Source organism: Streptomyces sp. NBC_01525 (genome assembly GCF_045040405.1).
In the GTDB taxonomy this organism is placed as follows: Bacteria; Actinomycetota; Actinomycetes; order Streptomycetales; family Streptomycetaceae; genus Streptomyces; species Streptomyces benahoarensis.
This window is the reverse complement of the sequence record NZ_CP109397.1, coordinates 6,652,284-6,668,507: the sequence shown is the minus strand read 5'-3', so window position 1 is coordinate 6,668,507 and position 16,224 is coordinate 6,652,284. Positions and strand designations below refer to the sequence as shown.

Below are 16,224 nucleotides of genomic sequence, written 5' to 3'. Positions count from 1 at the left end.
GGCTGCTTCGCCCGGATTGAAGCCGCATGGAAACGATGTCGAGGCCGCGTGCACCGCGTGGGCCACTACTGCGTGGTGGGGGCGGCGTCCTTCTCCGCGCCCCTCACCTCGTCGGCTCCCGAGCCGTCTCGCAGCCCGGGGGCCAGCAGCAAGGTCGCCGCCAGGGAGGCGGCCGCCGTCGCCACCATGCCGGTGGCCGGCGACGTCAGCTCGGCCACCGCGCCGGCCACCGCCGCCCCCACGCCCTGCATGGTGAGCATCCCGGACGTGTGCAGCCCCAGCGCCTGCCCGCTCAGTTCCTCCGGCGTCAGCGCCATCAGCCGATCCTGGAGCAGCAGCCCCGCCGCGTAACCGAACGTGCCGACCGAGACCAGCACCACCGCAACCGGCAGCGCCGGGTCCAGCGCGAAGAACAGATACGGGGCGGCGAGCAGGACGCACAACGGAACGGCCAGCCGGCCCCGCCACCGTGCCGGCAGGAAGCGGCCCACCAGCATGTCCCCGACCAACATGCTGCCGGCGCCGAAGGCGAACAGCAGACCGGCGTTCCCGGGCGAATACGGGACGTAAAGCGACTCCACCCCGACGATCAGGCCGTTGGGCACCCACAGCGCGAGATAGACGTACCGGCGGGGCACCGAGGACCAGAGGCGTGCGTTGGTCCGCCAGGTTTCCGCGACCGACGGCCTCCCGGAGACCCGGGGCGGCCGGGGGCTGAGCCCGAACCGCGCCACCACGGCCGCCAGCAGAGAGAAGGCGGCGGCCGCGAGCAACGTGCCACGCGCAGAGAGGGTCGTCACCAGCACGCCACCGATCGCGAAACCGCAGATCTGAATGATTCCGACCGACATATTGAAGAGGGACCGTCCGAGCAGGTAACCGTCCCGGGTCAGGACCTCGTTGAGCAGTCCGTATCGCACCCCGCCGCTGACCGACCCGACGACGCCGAGCCCCAGCAGCACCACAAACACCCCCCAGACCGGCAGCCCGGGAATCGCCTGCACGGCAGTGCCCAGGCCGAAGAGCAACGTGAGCCCCGTCATGGCGGCGCGCGGCGGCAGCCGGTCCGCGCCGGACAGCACAGTGGCCGCCCCGACCATCTGGGCGAGCGCGGGACCGAACATGGCCAGGGAGGACAGCAGCGCCGAGTCGGTTTGCTCGAACACCAGGATGCCCAGGGCCAGCCCGCTCACCGTCTGGGCCGCGGTCTGCCCGGCCGAGGCCAGAAAGAGCGGGGTGAATTCCGTCGTGCGGAAGACGTCTCGATACGTACGCATGGCGGAGAGTCTGTCCGGCATGATCAGCGAGGCGTTAGCTTTTCGCGGGGAGGCGAAACCAATGAGTTGGTGGCAGGTCAACGCGGACACGCTCGCGGGGAGCCGGTTCGTCACCTCACCGCTGGCCGAGGCGGTCGCCGGCCTGAAGACCCTCCAGCGCGGCAGCGCGGCCCACGTCGGCGAGCGCCGGTGGCTCGAAGCCCACCTTCCCGGCTACCAGGACCACCTGGCAGGCGACCCGGTCACCGCCACCCTCGTCGGCGCCGCGCTGGGACACCGCTGGAACGCGACCTTCCTCACACCCACGCCCCTCGCCGAGGACGACCCCACGTTCGCCCAGGAACTGGAGCACATCCGCAGCACCCCGCCCGCAGTCGCCCGCGCCGACCTGGCGGAATCCTTGAACGGCTCGCTGCCGGCCCTGCTGTACCGCGACGACCTGGCACAGCGCGCCGCCGACCTGCTGGAATGGGTGTGGACCAAGACCGTCCAGCCCTACTGGCCGCGCCGCAAACGGATCATCGAGGCCGACATCGTCGCCCGTACTGCCCGGCTCGGCCTGAGCGGCTGGGCCACCACCCTGAACGACATGCGCCCCGGGATGCGCTGGCTCGGGGAGAACCGCCTGCAAATCACCCTGTGTGACAGCCCCCCTCTGGAACTCTCCGGGGTGCAGCTGATGTTCGTCCCGGTCACCCCGAGCCAGAGCTGGGTCTGCTGGGACGCCCCTCCCCTCGACGGCCGGCGCACCCACCCCGCCCACCGGTACGCGGTCGTCTACCCGTGCTCCGGAGTCCTGGTAGAGGACGACCGCCGCCCGGTGTCGAAGCCCCTGGCCGCTCTGCTCGGCCACGCTCGTGCCGAGCTCCTCACCCTGCTCGACACCCCCAAAACGACCACCCAGTTGGTGGCTCTCACCGACCAGCCGCTCGGCTCCGTAGGCCGTCATCTCCGGATCCTGCGCGAGGCTCACCTGACCCAGCGCCGACGCGCCGGTCGGTCGGTCCTTTACTACCGCACCACAGCGGGCCAGGTCCTCGTGGGTGCGCAGCCGTCCGGGCCCGATGTGGCAGGGGTGGTCCGAGCTGGGGCTGTTGGGGGTTTCTGAGAGGAGGGCGAGGCATGAGGTCTGGCTTTCGGGTCCAGTGCCGAAGGCTGGCGGTGTGTGCAAGGCCCCTCCGGCGATCAGATGTCACGAGTGACGATCAAGCAGTCGGGCCGGTTGCTCCCTGATGGGCGTGTGTACCGGCAGGCAGGCACACATAGTGGACGGATGTTCGACAGTTGGGGCCGGGGGACCCCGAGAAGTTTCCGGGTGTGACCGCGGCGATCTCAGCGCGACGGGGAGCGGGGGCGCCCTGCACAGCGACGTAGAATTGCGAGATTTTCCGCAGGGCATAGGCCGAGCGCCGCTCACCCGGCGTCCAGACCCCAGGGGCTTTTCTGGGACTTCCGGCCGCATCAACGATGCATGAGCGGGAAACTCCCGAAAGATCATCTGCGCAGGTCAACAGTGCGACGCCATCAGACGCGGCAGGTCACGGGGCCTCGCTGGTCACATGTTGATCATGTGACCGGCCAGCCCGTGCACGGCTTCCTTGACCGCTTCGCCCAGGGTCGGGTGGGCGTGCACATTGCGGGCGACCTCGTGCACGGTGAGATCCCACTGCTGGGCCAGGGTCAGCTCCGGCAGCAGTTCGGTGACGTCGGGGCCGATCAGGTGGCCGCCGATGAGCTCGCCGTGCGTGGCGTCGCTGAGGAGTTTGACGAAGCCGGTGGTGTCGCCGAGGCCGTGGGATTTGCCGTTCGCGGTGAACGGGAACGTGGCGACCTTGACGTCGTGGCCGAGGTCGCGGGCCTGGGACTCGGTGTAGCCGAAGCTCGCGATCTGGGGCCGGCAGTAGGTGGCCCGCGGGATCATCGCGTAGTCGAGTTCCATGGTCTCGGCGTCGGCGATCGTCTCGGCGGCGATGACGCCCATGGCCTCGGCGGCGTGCGCGAGCATGAGCTTGGCGGTGACGTCACCGATGGCGTAGAGGTGCGGGACGGATGTACGGCAGCGGCCGTCGACGGCGATCGCGCCGCGTTCGGTGAGCGCCACGCCCGTGTTCTCCAGGCCGTAGCCGGTGATGTTGGGGGCGAAGCCGATGGCTTGGAGGACCTTGTCGGCCTCAAGGATCTGTGGTGCACCGTCCTGGCCGGTGACGGTGACGCGGACCTGGAGGCCGGACTCGTCGATGGTCTCGACACGAGTCGAGGTCAGGACGCCGATGCCCAGCTTGCGGTACTGGCGGGCGAGTTCGGCCGAGACTTGGGCGTCCTCCAGGGGTGCCATGCGGTCGAGGAACTCGACGACCGTGACCTTCACGCCGTAGTGGTGCAGCACGTAGGCGAACTCGATACCGATGGCCCCGGCGCCCGCGATGATGATCGACTGCGGAAGCTCCTCGGCGAGGATCTGTTCCTCGTAGGTCACCACGCGCGCGCTGCGCTTGGTGCCGGGCAGCAGCTTGGGGGTGGCGCCGGTGGCGATGATGCAGTCCGCGAAACCGATGGTCCGGGTGTTGCCGTCGTAGTCGGTGACCTGGAGGGTGTGCGGGTCGAGGAAGGCGCCGCGGCCGTTCACCTCGGTGATCTTGTTCTTCTTCATCAGGTAGTGGACGCCCTTGACCCGGCCGTCGGCGACCCTACGGCTGCGGCGGAACGCCTCGCCGTAGTCGAAGGAGACCTGCCCGTCGACCTTGATGCCGAAGGTCTTCGCCTCCCGGGTGAAGATATGGGCCAGTTCCGCGTTGCGCAGCAGGGCCTTGGTGGGGATGCAGCCCACGTTCAGGCAGACGCCGCCCCAGTACCTCTCCTCCACCACAGCGACCCGTTTGCCGAGCTGTGCGGCGCGGACGGCGGCGACATAGCCACCGGGCCCGGCGCCGAGTACGACAACGTCGAATCGCTCGTCCTGCTCGACCTCGTCCTGCTCGACCATGATCCCGTCCTCTTCCTCGGTCTTCGTCGGTCTTCGTCGGTTCGTCGGTGTTCAGCGGTTCGCCCGTCGCTCATATGACGCCCTCTTACTTGTGTATCGGGCTGGCTGTACGGGGAGGTGAGACCGATCGGTGGTCGTGGGCTCTTCACGGCGGTGCGGGCGGATGCGTCTGCGGAGGGTTTTCTGGTCAGCGTGGAGCACGAAGTGCCGTACCGGTGAGAGGCGTGCGCGAAGAACTGCTCGGCTCAGGTCCGTGTGACGGTGAGGAGCAGGGGCGCGTGGACACCGAGGCCGGCGGCGGAGTCGGCGACGGCTTCGGCCAGCCATCCGACCGCCTCACACGACCACTCCACGAGTTCGCCGGTGAGAGTCGTGCCGTGCTGGGGCGGCCCGTTCCAGAAACTGTCGTCGAACGGCGGCGTCGGCGCGCCGTCCGGGTCCGCGAGTTCGTTTGTTCCGTACACGAAGACGCCTTGGTCCAACTGGCTGAAGCGGCGGGCGAGCTGCGGCGCAACTGAGGAGATCGACGGGTCGCGCCCGCTGTCGATGCGGATCTTCACCGATGTCCGCGATCGTGGGTTGTACTCGCCGAACCAGTCGATCGTCTGCAGGGACGGCACGAGCGCATAGGGCGGGCGTGACGAGGCGTCGAGCCCCTGAACCGGCAGGAGGATCTGTACCGCGGAAAGACGGACCGTACCGATCCGCGCTGTCGTGTCCTCGGCGCAGCGCAGGAACGGTTGTACGGGGAGCGGCCGGTCCCCCGCCACCGCGCTGGCCTCGACCTGGAACCACGAGATCAGGTTCGGCGCAGGGGCGGCGAGGGGGTGGCTCCACCCGGCGTCGTTCATGGCCCACAGTCCCGGGGCGACGGCCGCGCGCTTCTCGGGATCGTCGCCCTCCACCGTGCTCGCCCGGTCGTCGAGCCAGCCCATGGCCAGCGATCGCTGGTGGAACAACTGGTAGGCGTCGTGCTCGGACGCGGGATCGTGCCAGGAGTGCGCGACCAACTCACCGTAGAGAGCAGCGAACATGGTTCCGGCGGTGCGACGAGCCATAGGCGTGATGCCCGGTTGCTCGGTGGCATCCTGCTCCGGCACATCGTCCTCCGTGGTTCTGTTGCGGCTTCCGCGGTCTGCCCCTCAGAGGCAGCCGACACGGTCCCTCAGTACACCCGGCAGTTCACATCAGCCTGGTTCATCGGCTTCTCGGCGGTGTCGATCTCGCCGATCACGTCGACGTCCACGTGGTTGCGCCACGACGTCCGCTCGGTGCCACGGCAGTCGCGACGGGCCGCCGTGCGGTGGGTGCTCCCGCCACCGGGTTTGAGCGTCTCGGTGCGTGAACACGCCTGCTGACGCCAGCTGTTGTCCGTGTACCACTCGTAAAGGCAGTTGAACACCTTGGCGCGGTCGTTGCTGCAGTTCCCCTTCTTCCACCACCCGTGACCGGACGCCGCCACACCGGTGCCGGACCGGTGTGGATTGTCCCTCCCGCTGACCGGGGTACATCCGAACGCCGCGGCTTCCCAGGCCAGGCCCGAGCTCTCGGCTCCGTGCATATCCATGATCTGGCCCGTGCCGTCCCGATAGACCGCGGTCGCGTCGGAGCCGGGTGGTGCGACACCCGGCACCGCGTCCGCGGCGGTGACCTGCGGAGCAGGACCTCCCGGCGCGTGATCATCGTGAACGGACGCGGATGTCGCCGGGGCCGACATGCCCCCGACCACCAGGGAGGCGAGTACGGCAATGACAGTGAGGTGAAATTTCCTGCTGCGGATGACCTTCCCCCTTCTGTGCACGCGGGACGCACCTGGTTGGATCACACGATCGCTGCATCCCGTACCAGTTTCGAGTGGGCAGGCCACACTCGACCAGAAGTGAGAGGGAAACTCCCCCTATGTGATGAACGGGGCAGCCGGTCGGCGCGGTTCGGGCCGGACCCGGCCCTGGCGGCGCGCCGGAGGAGCCGGCCCTGGGGCCGGGGTCACAGGTAGAGCGCCCGGTTGACCGGGACGCCCTGCTCCTGGCAGCCGCGCTCGTAGTGGTCGATGAGCCAGAAGACGTCCATCACCTCGGTCACCGTGTCGTGCTCGTCGAGGAATTCCACCGGCCCGTTCAGCCAGAAGACGGTCTTCATGCCTTCGTCGGAGAGCAGGGTGTGGGTGCGTCCTGGGCTTTCCCGGATGAAGTCGCCGGGCCGGCCGACCCAGTCGTACTCCAGGTAGCGCCAGCTGCCCTCAAGGACGTAGCCGGAGACGGGGCCGCGGTGGCGGTGGCGGCCCAGCGATCCGCCGGCCTGCACCCACAGCACGTTCGCGGCCGAGTTGCTGCGGACGTCGAACGTCAGGTGCTTGATCATCACCTGTGGGCCGAAGGGGAGCCACGGTGAGGCCGCCTCTGCGATATGGCCCTCGGGCAGCGCGTACCGGTCCCGGCACCGGTCGATCCTCGCTTCGATCGCGGCCAGGCTGTCCGCACCCGGGGGCGGGCTGGTCGTCATGGCTGGCGTCCTTCCTGTCGGTGCTGGGCAGGCTCGCACGCCTACCCGTGTTCCACGCGCCCGACGCGACGCAACAGCGGCTTCCAGACGGTTGGGCGCGGCCGATCGCCGCTCCGGGCGGCATCGGGCGAGCGGGCCCGCCGGGGCGGGAAGCGTACGGAAGCGGTCGCGGATGCCTCTCCCCGGACAGCGGGTGTCGCGCGCCCCTGAAAGGGCGCCCGGACGCGGCCGAACCCGACGGAGACACCGGAGGGCGAACGGTACGTACTTCTGCTGCGCGCACTGCGCCGCGGATGTACGGCGTCAGCGCACTCGCCGACAGCGCCTGAGCACGCGCATACCCGCGGCGCCGTGCCGCCTGATGCGCCGGTCGACGATCCGAGGCCGCCAGCGCGGCCATCTGATCACCGTCCGTGTTCGCCCCGTCGGTGGGCGGAAGCGTTCGCGACGGCACCACCGGGCCCATGACACCTCGGCCATGGGCCCAACTGGCCAGTCAGCTAACGGAAATCACCGCGAGGGGCAGCCCTGAGGCGCCGAGAAGCGCCGTACGCATCGGAGTACCATGGAATGACGCGTTTGCGTATTTTGATCCAGATATTTTGGTACAGACATCTGACGTCTCCGATATCGGAGCGGGAGCATGGCCGCAGACGAAGAGGACAAGGCAGAGCGAGTCCGGCGACCCTCCGGCAAAAGGGTCGCCAAGCAGTCCGGCGATGCTGAGGCCGACAGCCGAGTCGGCGACGCCGGTGGGAAACGCGCGAAGGGCCGCGTGACGGCCGCGCACGCCATGCGGTACGCGGTCGAGCAGCTACAGGAGCTCTTGGGACGGGCCCCCGAAAGCGTCTCCACGGTCAAGCCGACCGGCGAGGGCTGGGAGGCGGCCGTGGAGGTCTTGGAGCTGGAGCGCGTTCCCAGCACCACGAGCGTGCTGGCGAGCTATCGAGTGACCCTGGACGAAGAAGGTGAGTTGGTGTCCTACGAGCGCGTCCGCCGCTACACCCGAGGACAAATCGACCCGCGTATGTAGGACCTGCCCTGGTCAACCCGATGGTCCGTTCACCACGTGGACGGTCCGTTCAGGACGTGGACGACACGGCCAACCAGACCGGAACGGGCCCGCTGAAGGGAGCCACCGTGACTGTCGTGCCGCAAAGCGGAGGAACCGTGGCGCGAGGAGGTGGGGCGAATTCTGGAAATCTGTACGACATCCTCGATCTGATCCTGGACCGCGGCCTGGTGATCGACGTCTTTGTGCGCGTATCGCTGGTGGGCATCGAAATCCTCAAGATCGACGCGCGCATTGTCGTATCGAGCGTGGACACCTATCTGCGCTTCGCGGAAGCGTGCAACCGCCTCGACCTGGAAGCCGGTGCCAAGAAGCCCGAGGAGCTGACGGATCTCGTCGGCGACATCACCGAGGGCGGATCGCACGGCAAGGCCAAAGGAGCCCTGAGCGGAGCCGCGGAGGCAATTTCCGGGGCCCTCAAGGAAGGGCACGAAGACAGCGAGGAGCCGGAGGAACGAGAAAAGGAACCCGCACGGAAGCAGCCCCGGCCGACGCGTCGGCCGGCACGGCACCGAGAAGGGTGAGCCATGGCCGTGTACGTCTACTCCGTTGTCGCGACCACGCACCCGCAACGCCTGGACGGCCTTCCGGGTGTGGGCGACCCACCGGCCACGCTGCGCACGGTACGCGGCGGAAAGCTGTCGGCAGTGGTCAGCGACGCCCCGGAGGATCTCCGCCCCAAACGCCGTGACCTCGCCGCGCATCAGGACGTTCAGGAGCGCCTGATGGCTGACGGCCCGGTGCTTCCCCTCCAGTTCGGCTTCACGACCACGGATGACGATGCCGTTCGTGCGGTACTGGAGGAGCGTGCCGACGCGCTTTCCGAACGGCTGCGAGCCGTGGAAGGCTGTACCGAATACCACCTCAAGGCCGCCCAGGACGAAGATTCGCTGCTGCGTCAGGTTCTTGAGGAATCCGGCGAGGCACGGGCGCTCAACGAGCAGATCAGAAGCGGCGCGAACAACCCGGAACTGCCGCTCGCCCTCGGTGAACTGGTCGCGCAGGAGGTTCAGATACGTCAGGACCGGCTCGCCGCCTCCGTTGTCGAGGCGTTGCGCCCCTTCGCCCGCGAGGAAAGCACGTCGCAGGCGGCCGGGAATGACTTTCTGAGCGTGTCCTTCCTGGTGGCCCGGGACAACGAAGAGGGATTCCGTACCTCGGTGCGGAAGCTCGCAGCGGAACTGGGCGACGACTTCGATCTACGGCTGCGCGGTCCGCTGCCCGCCTACAGTTTCGTCTAGGGAGACTCTCATGGGCCTGTTGACGCACATCGCCACCCTTCCGCTGGCGCCGGTGCGTGGCGTGGTGTGGATCATGGAACGCGCGGTCGAGGCCGCGGAGGAGCGCTACTACGACCCCGAGCCCGTCGAAAGAGAACTTGTCGCACTGGAGCGGCAGTTCTTGGCAGGGGACATCGACGAGGAGGAGTTCGACCGGCGCGAGGACGAGTTGCTGGACCAGCTCGAAGAGATCAGGGCGCATTTCCAGACCGACCCTGACCACGATGCAAGGTGATGTGGCCGTGACCGCGCCAGTCCCCAGGAGAATGAGCGAGTCGCCGTCCAGGGCCGCCCCGTACGGCCAGGGTTCGTCGGCCAATCTCGCCGACATCCTGGAACGGGTTCTGGACAAGGGCATCGTCATCGCGGGCGACATTCAGATCAATCTCCTCGACATCGAGCTGCTCACCATCAAGCTGCGTCTGCTGGTCGCCTCGGTGGACAAGGCGAAGGAGATGGGCATCGACTGGTGGGAGCACGACCCCGCGCTCTCCTCCCGGGCCAGCGACGGGTCCCGCTCGCTCGCCGACGAGAACAAGCGGCTGCGTGCCGAGGTCGAGGCGCTACGGGAAGGCACCGAGCTGCCACCGGCCGAGGATGCGGAGAGCCGCCAGGCCCGTCAACTCGACTCCGTCACGCCCCACGCGTCACGCGGCGAGTGGGCCGGGACCGGTACGCGCGGCACGAGGCGGGATGAGGCATGACCGAGGCCGTCACGTATGCGTACGCCGTCGCGCGGGACGACGACGGAACACTGGAGACGGAGCTGTCCGGGCTGCCCGGCGTGGCGGACGCGCCGGTGCGCCTGGTGCGGGCGGGGCAGGACGATGACGTAGTGGTCGCGGTGAGCCCGGTGCCCGCGCAGGACTTCCGGGAGGAGGCGCTGCGTGCCCATCTGGAGGACATGGACTGGCTGGAGACGGTCGCCCGCGCCCACCACCGTGTCATCGAGGCGCTGGCGGTCCGCGCCACGGTCCTGCCGCTCCGTCTGGCCACGGTCTACCTCGACGAGGAACGCGTGCGGCTGATGCTCAAGGACAGCAGGGAGGCGTTTTCCACCCAGCTGTCCGAGATGGCCGGGCTTGTGGAGTGGGGCGTCAAGATCTACGTCGAAGACCTCCGGGCCGCCGAAGGCCCCGCCGCGCCGTCCGCCGAAGCGGGCCTGAGCCCGGGGCGCGCCTACCTCAGCCACCGCAGCGCGCAGCGGCACGCCCGCGAGGACGCGTACCGGGAGGCCGAGCAGGTGAGCCGGGATGTGGAGGCCGCCGCCCGCCGCCATGCGGTCGCTCGGGTCCAGCACCGGCCGCAGCAGGGCGAGCTTGCCCGCGGGCCGGGAGAGAACGTCGTCAATGACGCCTACCTCGTCCCCCAGCAGGCCGCGGACGGGTTCTGCACCGATGTGCTGCGGACCGCGGACGGGGCCCCCGGCGTGCGGGTCGAGGCCACCGGGCCCTGGGCCCCGTACTCCTTCGCCACCTCCCTCGACACCGAGCCGGTGAAGAGGGCCACGCCATGAGAACGGCGAACGGGCCGCCGGCCACGGCGGCAGAGCCGTTGCCCGACCGGCAGGTCGCGCTGATCGACCTGTTGGACCGGCTGCTCAGCGGTGGCGTGGTCCTCACCGGTGACCTCGTGCTGTCGATTGCCGACATCGACCTGGTACGTGTCTCCCTGAATGCGCTGATCGTCTCCATCAGCGAGCAGAACCCCGCCCCGTGGGCCGCCGTCCCCCCAGTACGTGACGACCATGAGGGGTGAAGGCCGCGCCCCCCGCAATCGCTTCGACGATGTCGCCGACGCGGCCACTCGCGCGTTCCGTCTCCTGCCCGCAGCACCCGAGGACATCACCCCCTCCACCGGTCCGGAAGCACACAGAGCCGCACACCGGGTCACCGCCGACCCCGATACCGTCGAACGGGACCTGATCAAGCTTGTCCTCACTCTCGTCGAGCTTTTGCGGCAGCTCATGGAACGCCAAGCCCTGCAACGGGTGGAGGCCGGAGACCTCACCGAGGAACAGGAAGAGCGACTGGGTTCGACATTGATGATCCTCCACAGCCGCATGGTGGAACTGTGCGCTCAATACGATTTGTCGATGCAGGACCTCAATCTGGACCTGGGGCCTCTCGGGCCGTTGTTGCCACCACAGGAATAGACGGTGAAAGGAGGACCAAAAGAATCCAGGAAGTCGGGCCGAGGCTCAGGAGGAGGAAGTACCCCCACTCCGCCGGGGCGTCCTCGGACTGGTTCTCTCCGTCCTTGAGAGGCGCTCATGGATCACTTCACGAAAGTCTCTCTCACCGCCGCTGTTGCGGCCGGCTATGTCCTGGGCAGGACCAAGAAGGGAAAGCTGGCCATCGGCCTCGCATCCCTGGTGGCGGGCCAGCAACTGCCACTCAGTCCACGGGAAATCGTCAGTCTGGGCATTCATAAGCTGGCGCAGAACCCGCAGTTCGCGCCCCTCATCGAGCAAGCTCGGGGCGAGGTGCTGGAAGCCGGGCGCACAGCCCTGTCGGCCACCGCGAACCGCCGCCTCGAAGCCGTTGCCGACGCCCTTGAGCAGCGCACCAAAAAGGCAGCCGCGAAGAATCACCCGCACCGCAACAGCCGTAGGAGGTAGCTCCCATGGCCAAACAGGAGCGCAGCCCCACGGACAGGAATGCCTCCGGCCTGGACCAGGTCAAGGAGCAGTTTTCCGCCTATCTTGCGGCCCAGGGAAAGCGGATGATGGAGTCGGCCACCGGAAAGCTGACCGACCTCGCACAGGGCCTCGAAAACACGGCTGGAGGCGGCGGGGGTGATCTCCTCGACGTCGGGAAGCGGGTGCTCGGTGGCGAGAATCCGGTCAAGGCATTCGTGAGCGAAAAGGCCGGCACGATGAAGGACAAGGTCGTGGATTCGGTCAAGAGTGCCTTCGGGGTGGCAGCGGAAAGTCCGGAAGCGTCAAGGTGACCAATATCGTTGAGGCCGTCGACATCGGCATGCCCTTGCGTACGGTGTATGACCGGTGGACCGAGATCGAGGAGTTCAGCTCCTTCACCAAGGGTGTCACCGGCGTCTCCCGGAGAGATGACGTCGCCAGTGGCTGGAAGCTGAAAGTTGCTTTCTCCCAGCGCAGTTGGCAGGCGACCGTCCAGGAGCAGGTGCCCGATGACCGCATGGTGTGGACGTCCGAGGGCGCCAAAGGGACGACCCACGGCGCCATCAGCTTCCATGAACTCGCACCGGCCCTGACGCGCGTCATCGCCGTAGTCGAGTACACCCCCTCCGGGTTCTTCGAGAAACCGGCAACCTCTGGCGTGCGCAGGGACGCCGCCTGCGTCTGGACCTCAAGCACTTCCAGCGGTACGTCACCCTCACCGATGACGAGGAAGCCGAGGGCTGGCGCGGCGAGATCCGTGGAGGAGAGATCGTCCGCAGCCACGAAGAAGGGCTCAAGGACGACGAGGACGAAGCCGGAAGTGCCGGGGAAGACGGAGAACCGCAAGGCGCGGAGGACGACGACTACGACGCACGCGAAGCCGAGGGGGATCTTGAAGAGGACGAGGAGCCCGAGGACGAAACGGAGGAGTGAGTCTCCCGCGGGTCCTCGGCCTGTCCGGTGGCGTGGATGACGGTGCTGACAGCCGGGGACCGGGACCGCTCGGCCGGTCGTGCGGGCGTCCACGCCGGTCCCTATGGTGGAAGAGACGACGGCCGTGGCGGGACCCCGCCACGGCGGAAGGGTGAGCGACAGTGCGCAGGACGACCGTTCGACATGACCGGACCGCGCGGGTTCGCGAGGCGGCGGAGGTGTCCGAGCGGCCGCCGCTCTCCGCCGCCGTGGTGCGGGCCCTCGACCGCATGGGGCGGTTGACGGGCCTCGACCTGGTGGCCACGCCCCTCGCGCGCGTGGTGCGGGCCTTCCCCCTGGGGCGTTTCCGCGACATCGCGCACGGGCTGCCGCTCGGCCACCCGCTGCATCCGCTGCTCGTCCAACTTCCGCTCGGCACCTGGCTGTCCGCCGCGGCCCTGGACACCCTGCCCGGGGCGCGGCGCGAGGCCCGGTTCCTGGTGGGGGCCGGAGTGCTCGCCGCGGCGCCCACGGCACTGGCCGGGTGGGTGGACTGGGCGGAGCTGCACGCGGAGCAGCGGCGTACGGGCCTGGTGCACGCGGTCGCGGGCACGACGGCGACCGGGCTGTACGCGGCCTCCTGGGTGCAGCGCGGCCGCGGCCACCTGGTGCGGGGCAAAGCGCTCGGCTTCCTCGGGCTGGCAGCGGCCGGGGCGGGCGGCATGCTGGGCGGGCACCTGGCCTACCGGCAGGGCGCGGGCACCAACAAGGCCGCGCCGGTGCCCCATCTGGTGGCGGACCGCTGGTACCCCGTCGGGCGGCTGGAGGACTTCCCACCGGGGCAGGCGGTACGCCGCATGGTGGGCGAGGTGGCCGTCCTCGTCGTCCGGGAGAAGGACGGCCAGATCCTGGCCCTGGCCGACCAGTGCAGTCACCTCGCCGGGCCGCTGTCGGGCGGGCGGCTCTTCGACGGATGTGTGGAGTGCCCCTGGCACGCCAGCGTGTTCCGGCTGACGGACGGCGCCGTCGTACGCGGACCGGCGACCGCCCCGCAGCCGTCCTTCCGGGTCACGGTCCGCCCGGGCGGTGAGGTGTGTGTGGCCCCGTCCGACGCCATGTGACACGCGGGCCGCGCCCCTTCACCGTCCTGTGGGACGGTGAAGGGGCCCGGCTCGTCGGGCGGCGTTCCGCGATGTCCCGGTGGACGGCCGCCAACGCGGTGACGTCGGAGTGGAGGTGGCGCAGGAGGGCGTGCGCGCAGGCTGTGCGCGGCTCCGTCAGGGACGGTACGTGAGGGGTCGGCGGCACGCTGTCCGGCGACCGGGCGGCGGGTCCCGTGGGCGGCCGCCTCGGCCGACGCGGCAGGCGGAGTCGCCGCGCCGCGGTTCCCCCCACCGACACCGGCCCCCGTCGCGCCCGCCCGTCGTATGCCGCACAGTGGGAGAGGGGCCCGTACCCGCACGGGAGACACGGGCGGAGACCGAGAGCCGCACGGCCGGTGCTCCGCCACCGGGCCCGGCCCCTGATACTCCACGCACACCGGACGCCGTCCGGCGCCTGCCACCGCCCCGAGGGACAGGAAGACGCATGCGCTTCGGCTCGCCCGGTCCGACCGCGCGAGGCGTCGGGCCGAAACCGCCCTCCCGGCCCGCGCCCCCGCGCGAGCCGCCGTTCCCGCCGGACCCCGAGGCACCACGGCCACCGCCTCCGGGCGTGCCCCCGCCGTCCCGGCGCCCGCTGTTCCCACCCGACCCGGAGGCACCACGGCGTCCGGAACCCGCACCCGACCGGGACGACGACGCGCCGCCGGGCTCGGCCGCGTCACGCGGGCGGCACCGCGCACGCCACCGCCGCGTACGGCCGCCCCGGGCAAGGCGCCCGGCTGGAGGAGGAAACCCCATGGCCGATGTCGCCCGCGCCCTGGCGAATCCGCAGGTCGGCGACCTGCTCACCGCCCTGTCCACCGACTGAGCCGCCACCGCGCGCACCGGCGCACCCCACGATCGAGGAGGAGCCATGCCCGCAGGTTCCAGCAGGAAGCGCGAGCGGCAGTACGAACACATCGAGGAGCAGGCCGAGGAGCGCGGCACCTCGACCCGCCGCGCCAAGGAGATCGCCGCCCGCACCGTCAACAAGGAACGCGCCCGCTCCGGCGAGGCCAAGTCCGCGAGCAAGGTCTCCACCCAGGACCCGAAGTCCGCACCCCAACGCGGCGGCGAACGCTCACACAAAGGCCCGCAAGGACCCACCCGCGACCAGCTCTACGAAGAAGCGAAACGTAAGAACATCGAAGGCCGCTCGCAGATGAACAAGGACGAACTGCGCAAGGCCGTCGGCAGGTAGACCGCGCCCGAGATGCGCGGTCCCACGGCATCGCGGCAGGTCACCGCCCACGGCGAAAAGTTCGTCCGCGGCGATCCGGCCGTCCTCGTCGCCGGCGCGCAGAAGTACCTCGCGCAGGTCGTCATCCGGATCGTTACGGCGCCGTGCGACCACTTCGGAACGGCCCCGGTGGCGCTCCCGCTGCGGGGCGCCACCGGGTCACGCCGCTGCCGACGCGGGCAAGGTCGGCCGGAGGGGCTTCAGCCCTTGCGGGTCTTGACCTCTTCGGTCAGGGCCGGGACGACGTGGAAGAGGTCGCCGACGACGCCGTAGTCGACCAGCTCGAAGATCGGGGCCTCGGCGTCCTTGTTGATGGCGACGATCGTCTTGGAGGTCTGCATACCGGCGCGGTGCTGGATCGCACCGGAGATACCGGCGGCGATGTACAGCTGCGGCGAGACCGACTTACCGGTCTGGCCGACCTGGTGGGTGTGCGGGTACCAACCGGCGTCCACCGCGGCACGCGAGGCACCGACGGCGGCACCGAGCGAGTCGGCCAGCGCCTCGATGACCGGGAAGTTCTCGGCGCCGTTGACGCCGCGGCCACCGGAGACCACGATCGCGGCCTCGGTCAGCTCCGGGCGGCCGGTCGACTCCCGCGGGGTGCGGGACACACCTTGGTACCGGTGGCCTGATCGGAGAACGACACCGTCAGCGCCTCGACCGCACCGGCGGCCGGTGCGGGCTCGACCGGCGCCGCGTTCGGCTTCACCGTGATCACCGGAGTGCCCCTGGAGACGCGGGACCTGGTGGTGTACGAGGCCGCGAAGACGGACTGCGTGGCGACCGGGCCCTCGTCACCGGCCTCCAGGTCAACGGCGTCGGTGATGATGCCGGAGCCGATACGCACCGCGAGACGCGCACCGATCTCCTTGCCCTCGGCGGAGGACGGCAGCAGCACGGCGACCGGGGACACCGCCTCGTAGGCGGCCTGGAGCGCATCCACCTTCGGAGCCACCGGATAGTCGCCGAACTCCGGGGCGTCCGTGGTCAGGACGCGGGTCGCGCCGTGCTCACCGAGCGTGGCCGCCGTGGCATCGGCACCCGCGCCGAGCGCGACCGCGACCGGCTCGCCGATGCGGCGGGCCAGGGTGAGCAGTTCGAGGGTGGGCTTGCGGACGGCACCGTCCACGTGGTCGACGTGGACAAGAACTTCAGCCATGGGAAAGGAACTC

Annotated in this window: 19 protein-coding genes and 1 pseudogene; 14 read left to right on the top strand and 6 right to left on the bottom strand. The window is 69.5% G+C overall.

From position 1 onward, the window contains the following. Positions 1 to 65 precede the first annotated feature (65 nt). On the bottom strand, positions 66 to 1,277 hold the full coding sequence (locus OG422_RS28750) for an MFS transporter (RefSeq protein WP_405747084.1): 1,212 nt from the start codon (positions 1,275 to 1,277) through the stop codon (positions 66 to 68). 61 nt (positions 1,278 to 1,338) lie between these two features. On the opposite strand from OG422_RS28750, the gene OG422_RS28745 reads away from it, so the two are divergent. After that, positions 1,339 to 2,385 (top strand): ArsR/SmtB family transcription factor, encoded by a 1,047-nt coding sequence (locus OG422_RS28745; RefSeq protein WP_405747082.1) that lies wholly within the window; start codon positions 1,339 to 1,341, stop codon positions 2,383 to 2,385. Positions 2,386 to 2,832: 447 nt separating this feature from the next. On the opposite strand, the gene lpdA is transcribed toward OG422_RS28745, so the two are convergent. The 4 genes from lpdA to OG422_RS28725 all read right to left on the bottom strand — a co-directional run bounded on the left by lpdA (position 2,833) and on the right by OG422_RS28725 (position 6,762). After that, positions 2,833 to 4,260, bottom strand: coding sequence for a dihydrolipoyl dehydrogenase (lpdA, locus tag OG422_RS28740; protein ID WP_405747080.1), 1,428 nt, complete (start codon positions 4,258 to 4,260; stop codon positions 2,833 to 2,835). 245 nt (positions 4,261 to 4,505) lie between these two features. Next, a complete protein-coding gene (locus OG422_RS28735; RefSeq protein ID WP_405747078.1) occupies positions 4,506 to 5,294 on the bottom strand; it encodes a hypothetical protein in 789 nt (262 codons plus the stop codon). 131 nt (positions 5,295 to 5,425) lie between these two features. After that, positions 5,426 to 5,827 carry a hypothetical protein gene (locus OG422_RS28730; RefSeq protein ID WP_405747077.1) on the bottom strand — a complete coding sequence of 134 codons (402 nt, stop codon included), beginning with the start codon at positions 5,825 to 5,827 and terminating at the stop codon, positions 5,426 to 5,428. A 419-nt stretch (positions 5,828 to 6,246) separates the two neighbouring features. Beyond that, positions 6,247 to 6,762 carry a 2,4'-dihydroxyacetophenone dioxygenase family protein gene (locus OG422_RS28725; RefSeq protein WP_405747075.1) on the bottom strand — a complete coding sequence of 172 codons (516 nt, stop codon included), beginning with the start codon at positions 6,760 to 6,762 and terminating at the stop codon, positions 6,247 to 6,249. A 643-nt stretch (positions 6,763 to 7,405) separates the two neighbouring features. Between OG422_RS28725 and OG422_RS28720 the strand changes: the two genes are divergently transcribed. From OG422_RS28720 to OG422_RS28660, 13 genes are all read left to right on the top strand, one after another. Continuing rightward, positions 7,406 to 7,795: a gas vesicle protein gene (locus OG422_RS28720; protein WP_405747073.1), complete on the top strand. Its 390-nt coding sequence runs from the start codon at positions 7,406 to 7,408 to the stop codon at positions 7,793 to 7,795. A 107-nt stretch (positions 7,796 to 7,902) separates the two neighbouring features. Beyond that, the gene (locus tag OG422_RS28715) at positions 7,903 to 8,358 is read left to right on the top strand and encodes a gas vesicle structural protein GvpA (RefSeq protein WP_185993790.1); all 456 of its coding nucleotides are present in this window, start codon (positions 7,903 to 7,905) and stop codon (positions 8,356 to 8,358) included. 3 nt (positions 8,359 to 8,361) lie between these two features. Next, complete coding sequence (locus tag OG422_RS28710; RefSeq protein ID WP_405747072.1) at positions 8,362 to 9,075, top strand: GvpL/GvpF family gas vesicle protein; 714 nt, start codon at positions 8,362 to 8,364, stop codon at positions 9,073 to 9,075. 10 nt (positions 9,076 to 9,085) lie between these two features. Next, the gene (locus tag OG422_RS28705) at positions 9,086 to 9,349 is read left to right on the top strand and encodes a gas vesicle protein GvpG (RefSeq protein ID WP_143939554.1); all 264 of its coding nucleotides are present in this window, start codon (positions 9,086 to 9,088) and stop codon (positions 9,347 to 9,349) included. Positions 9,350 to 9,356: 7 nt separating this feature from the next. Then, a complete protein-coding gene (locus OG422_RS28700) occupies positions 9,357 to 9,818 on the top strand; it encodes a gas vesicle protein (RefSeq protein WP_405747070.1) in 462 nt (153 codons plus the stop codon). Further along, on the top strand, positions 9,815 to 10,630 hold the full coding sequence (locus OG422_RS28695; protein ID WP_405747069.1) for a GvpL/GvpF family gas vesicle protein: 816 nt from the start codon (positions 9,815 to 9,817) through the stop codon (positions 10,628 to 10,630). Before OG422_RS28700 ends, OG422_RS28695 begins: the two co-directional genes overlap by 4 nt. Next, complete coding sequence (locus OG422_RS28690) at positions 10,627 to 10,872, top strand: gas vesicle protein (protein WP_405747067.1); 246 nt, start codon at positions 10,627 to 10,629, stop codon at positions 10,870 to 10,872. Before OG422_RS28695 ends, OG422_RS28690 begins: the two co-directional genes overlap by 4 nt. Then, a complete protein-coding gene (locus tag OG422_RS28685; RefSeq protein WP_143939625.1) occupies positions 10,862 to 11,269 on the top strand; it encodes a gas vesicle protein K in 408 nt (135 codons plus the stop codon). The genes OG422_RS28690 and OG422_RS28685 overlap by 11 nt, the downstream gene beginning before the upstream one ends. A gap of 117 nt (positions 11,270 to 11,386) precedes the next feature. Next, a complete protein-coding gene (locus OG422_RS28680; RefSeq protein WP_143939558.1) occupies positions 11,387 to 11,734 on the top strand; it encodes a hypothetical protein in 348 nt (115 codons plus the stop codon). A gap of 5 nt (positions 11,735 to 11,739) precedes the next feature. Further along, on the top strand, positions 11,740 to 12,066 hold the full coding sequence (locus tag OG422_RS28675) for a hypothetical protein (RefSeq protein ID WP_405747066.1): 327 nt from the start codon (positions 11,740 to 11,742) through the stop codon (positions 12,064 to 12,066). After that, complete coding sequence (locus tag OG422_RS28670; protein WP_405747065.1) at positions 12,063 to 12,728, top strand: SRPBCC family protein; 666 nt, start codon at positions 12,063 to 12,065, stop codon at positions 12,726 to 12,728. The genes OG422_RS28675 and OG422_RS28670 overlap by 4 nt, the downstream gene beginning before the upstream one ends. Positions 12,729 to 12,906: 178 nt before the next feature. Next, positions 12,907 to 13,788: a Rieske 2Fe-2S domain-containing protein gene (locus OG422_RS28665; RefSeq protein WP_405747063.1), complete on the top strand. Its 882-nt coding sequence runs from the start codon at positions 12,907 to 12,909 to the stop codon at positions 13,786 to 13,788. 895 nt (positions 13,789 to 14,683) lie between these two features. Further along, positions 14,684 to 15,010 (top strand): plasmid stabilization protein, encoded by a 327-nt coding sequence (locus OG422_RS28660; protein WP_405747061.1) that lies wholly within the window; start codon positions 14,684 to 14,686, stop codon positions 15,008 to 15,010. A gap of 239 nt (positions 15,011 to 15,249) precedes the next feature. On the opposite strand, the pseudogene OG422_RS28655 reads toward OG422_RS28660, so the two are convergent. After that, positions 15,250 to 16,211, bottom strand: a pseudogene (locus OG422_RS28655) (electron transfer flavoprotein subunit alpha/FixB family protein). Positions 16,212 to 16,224 lie beyond the last annotated feature (13 nt).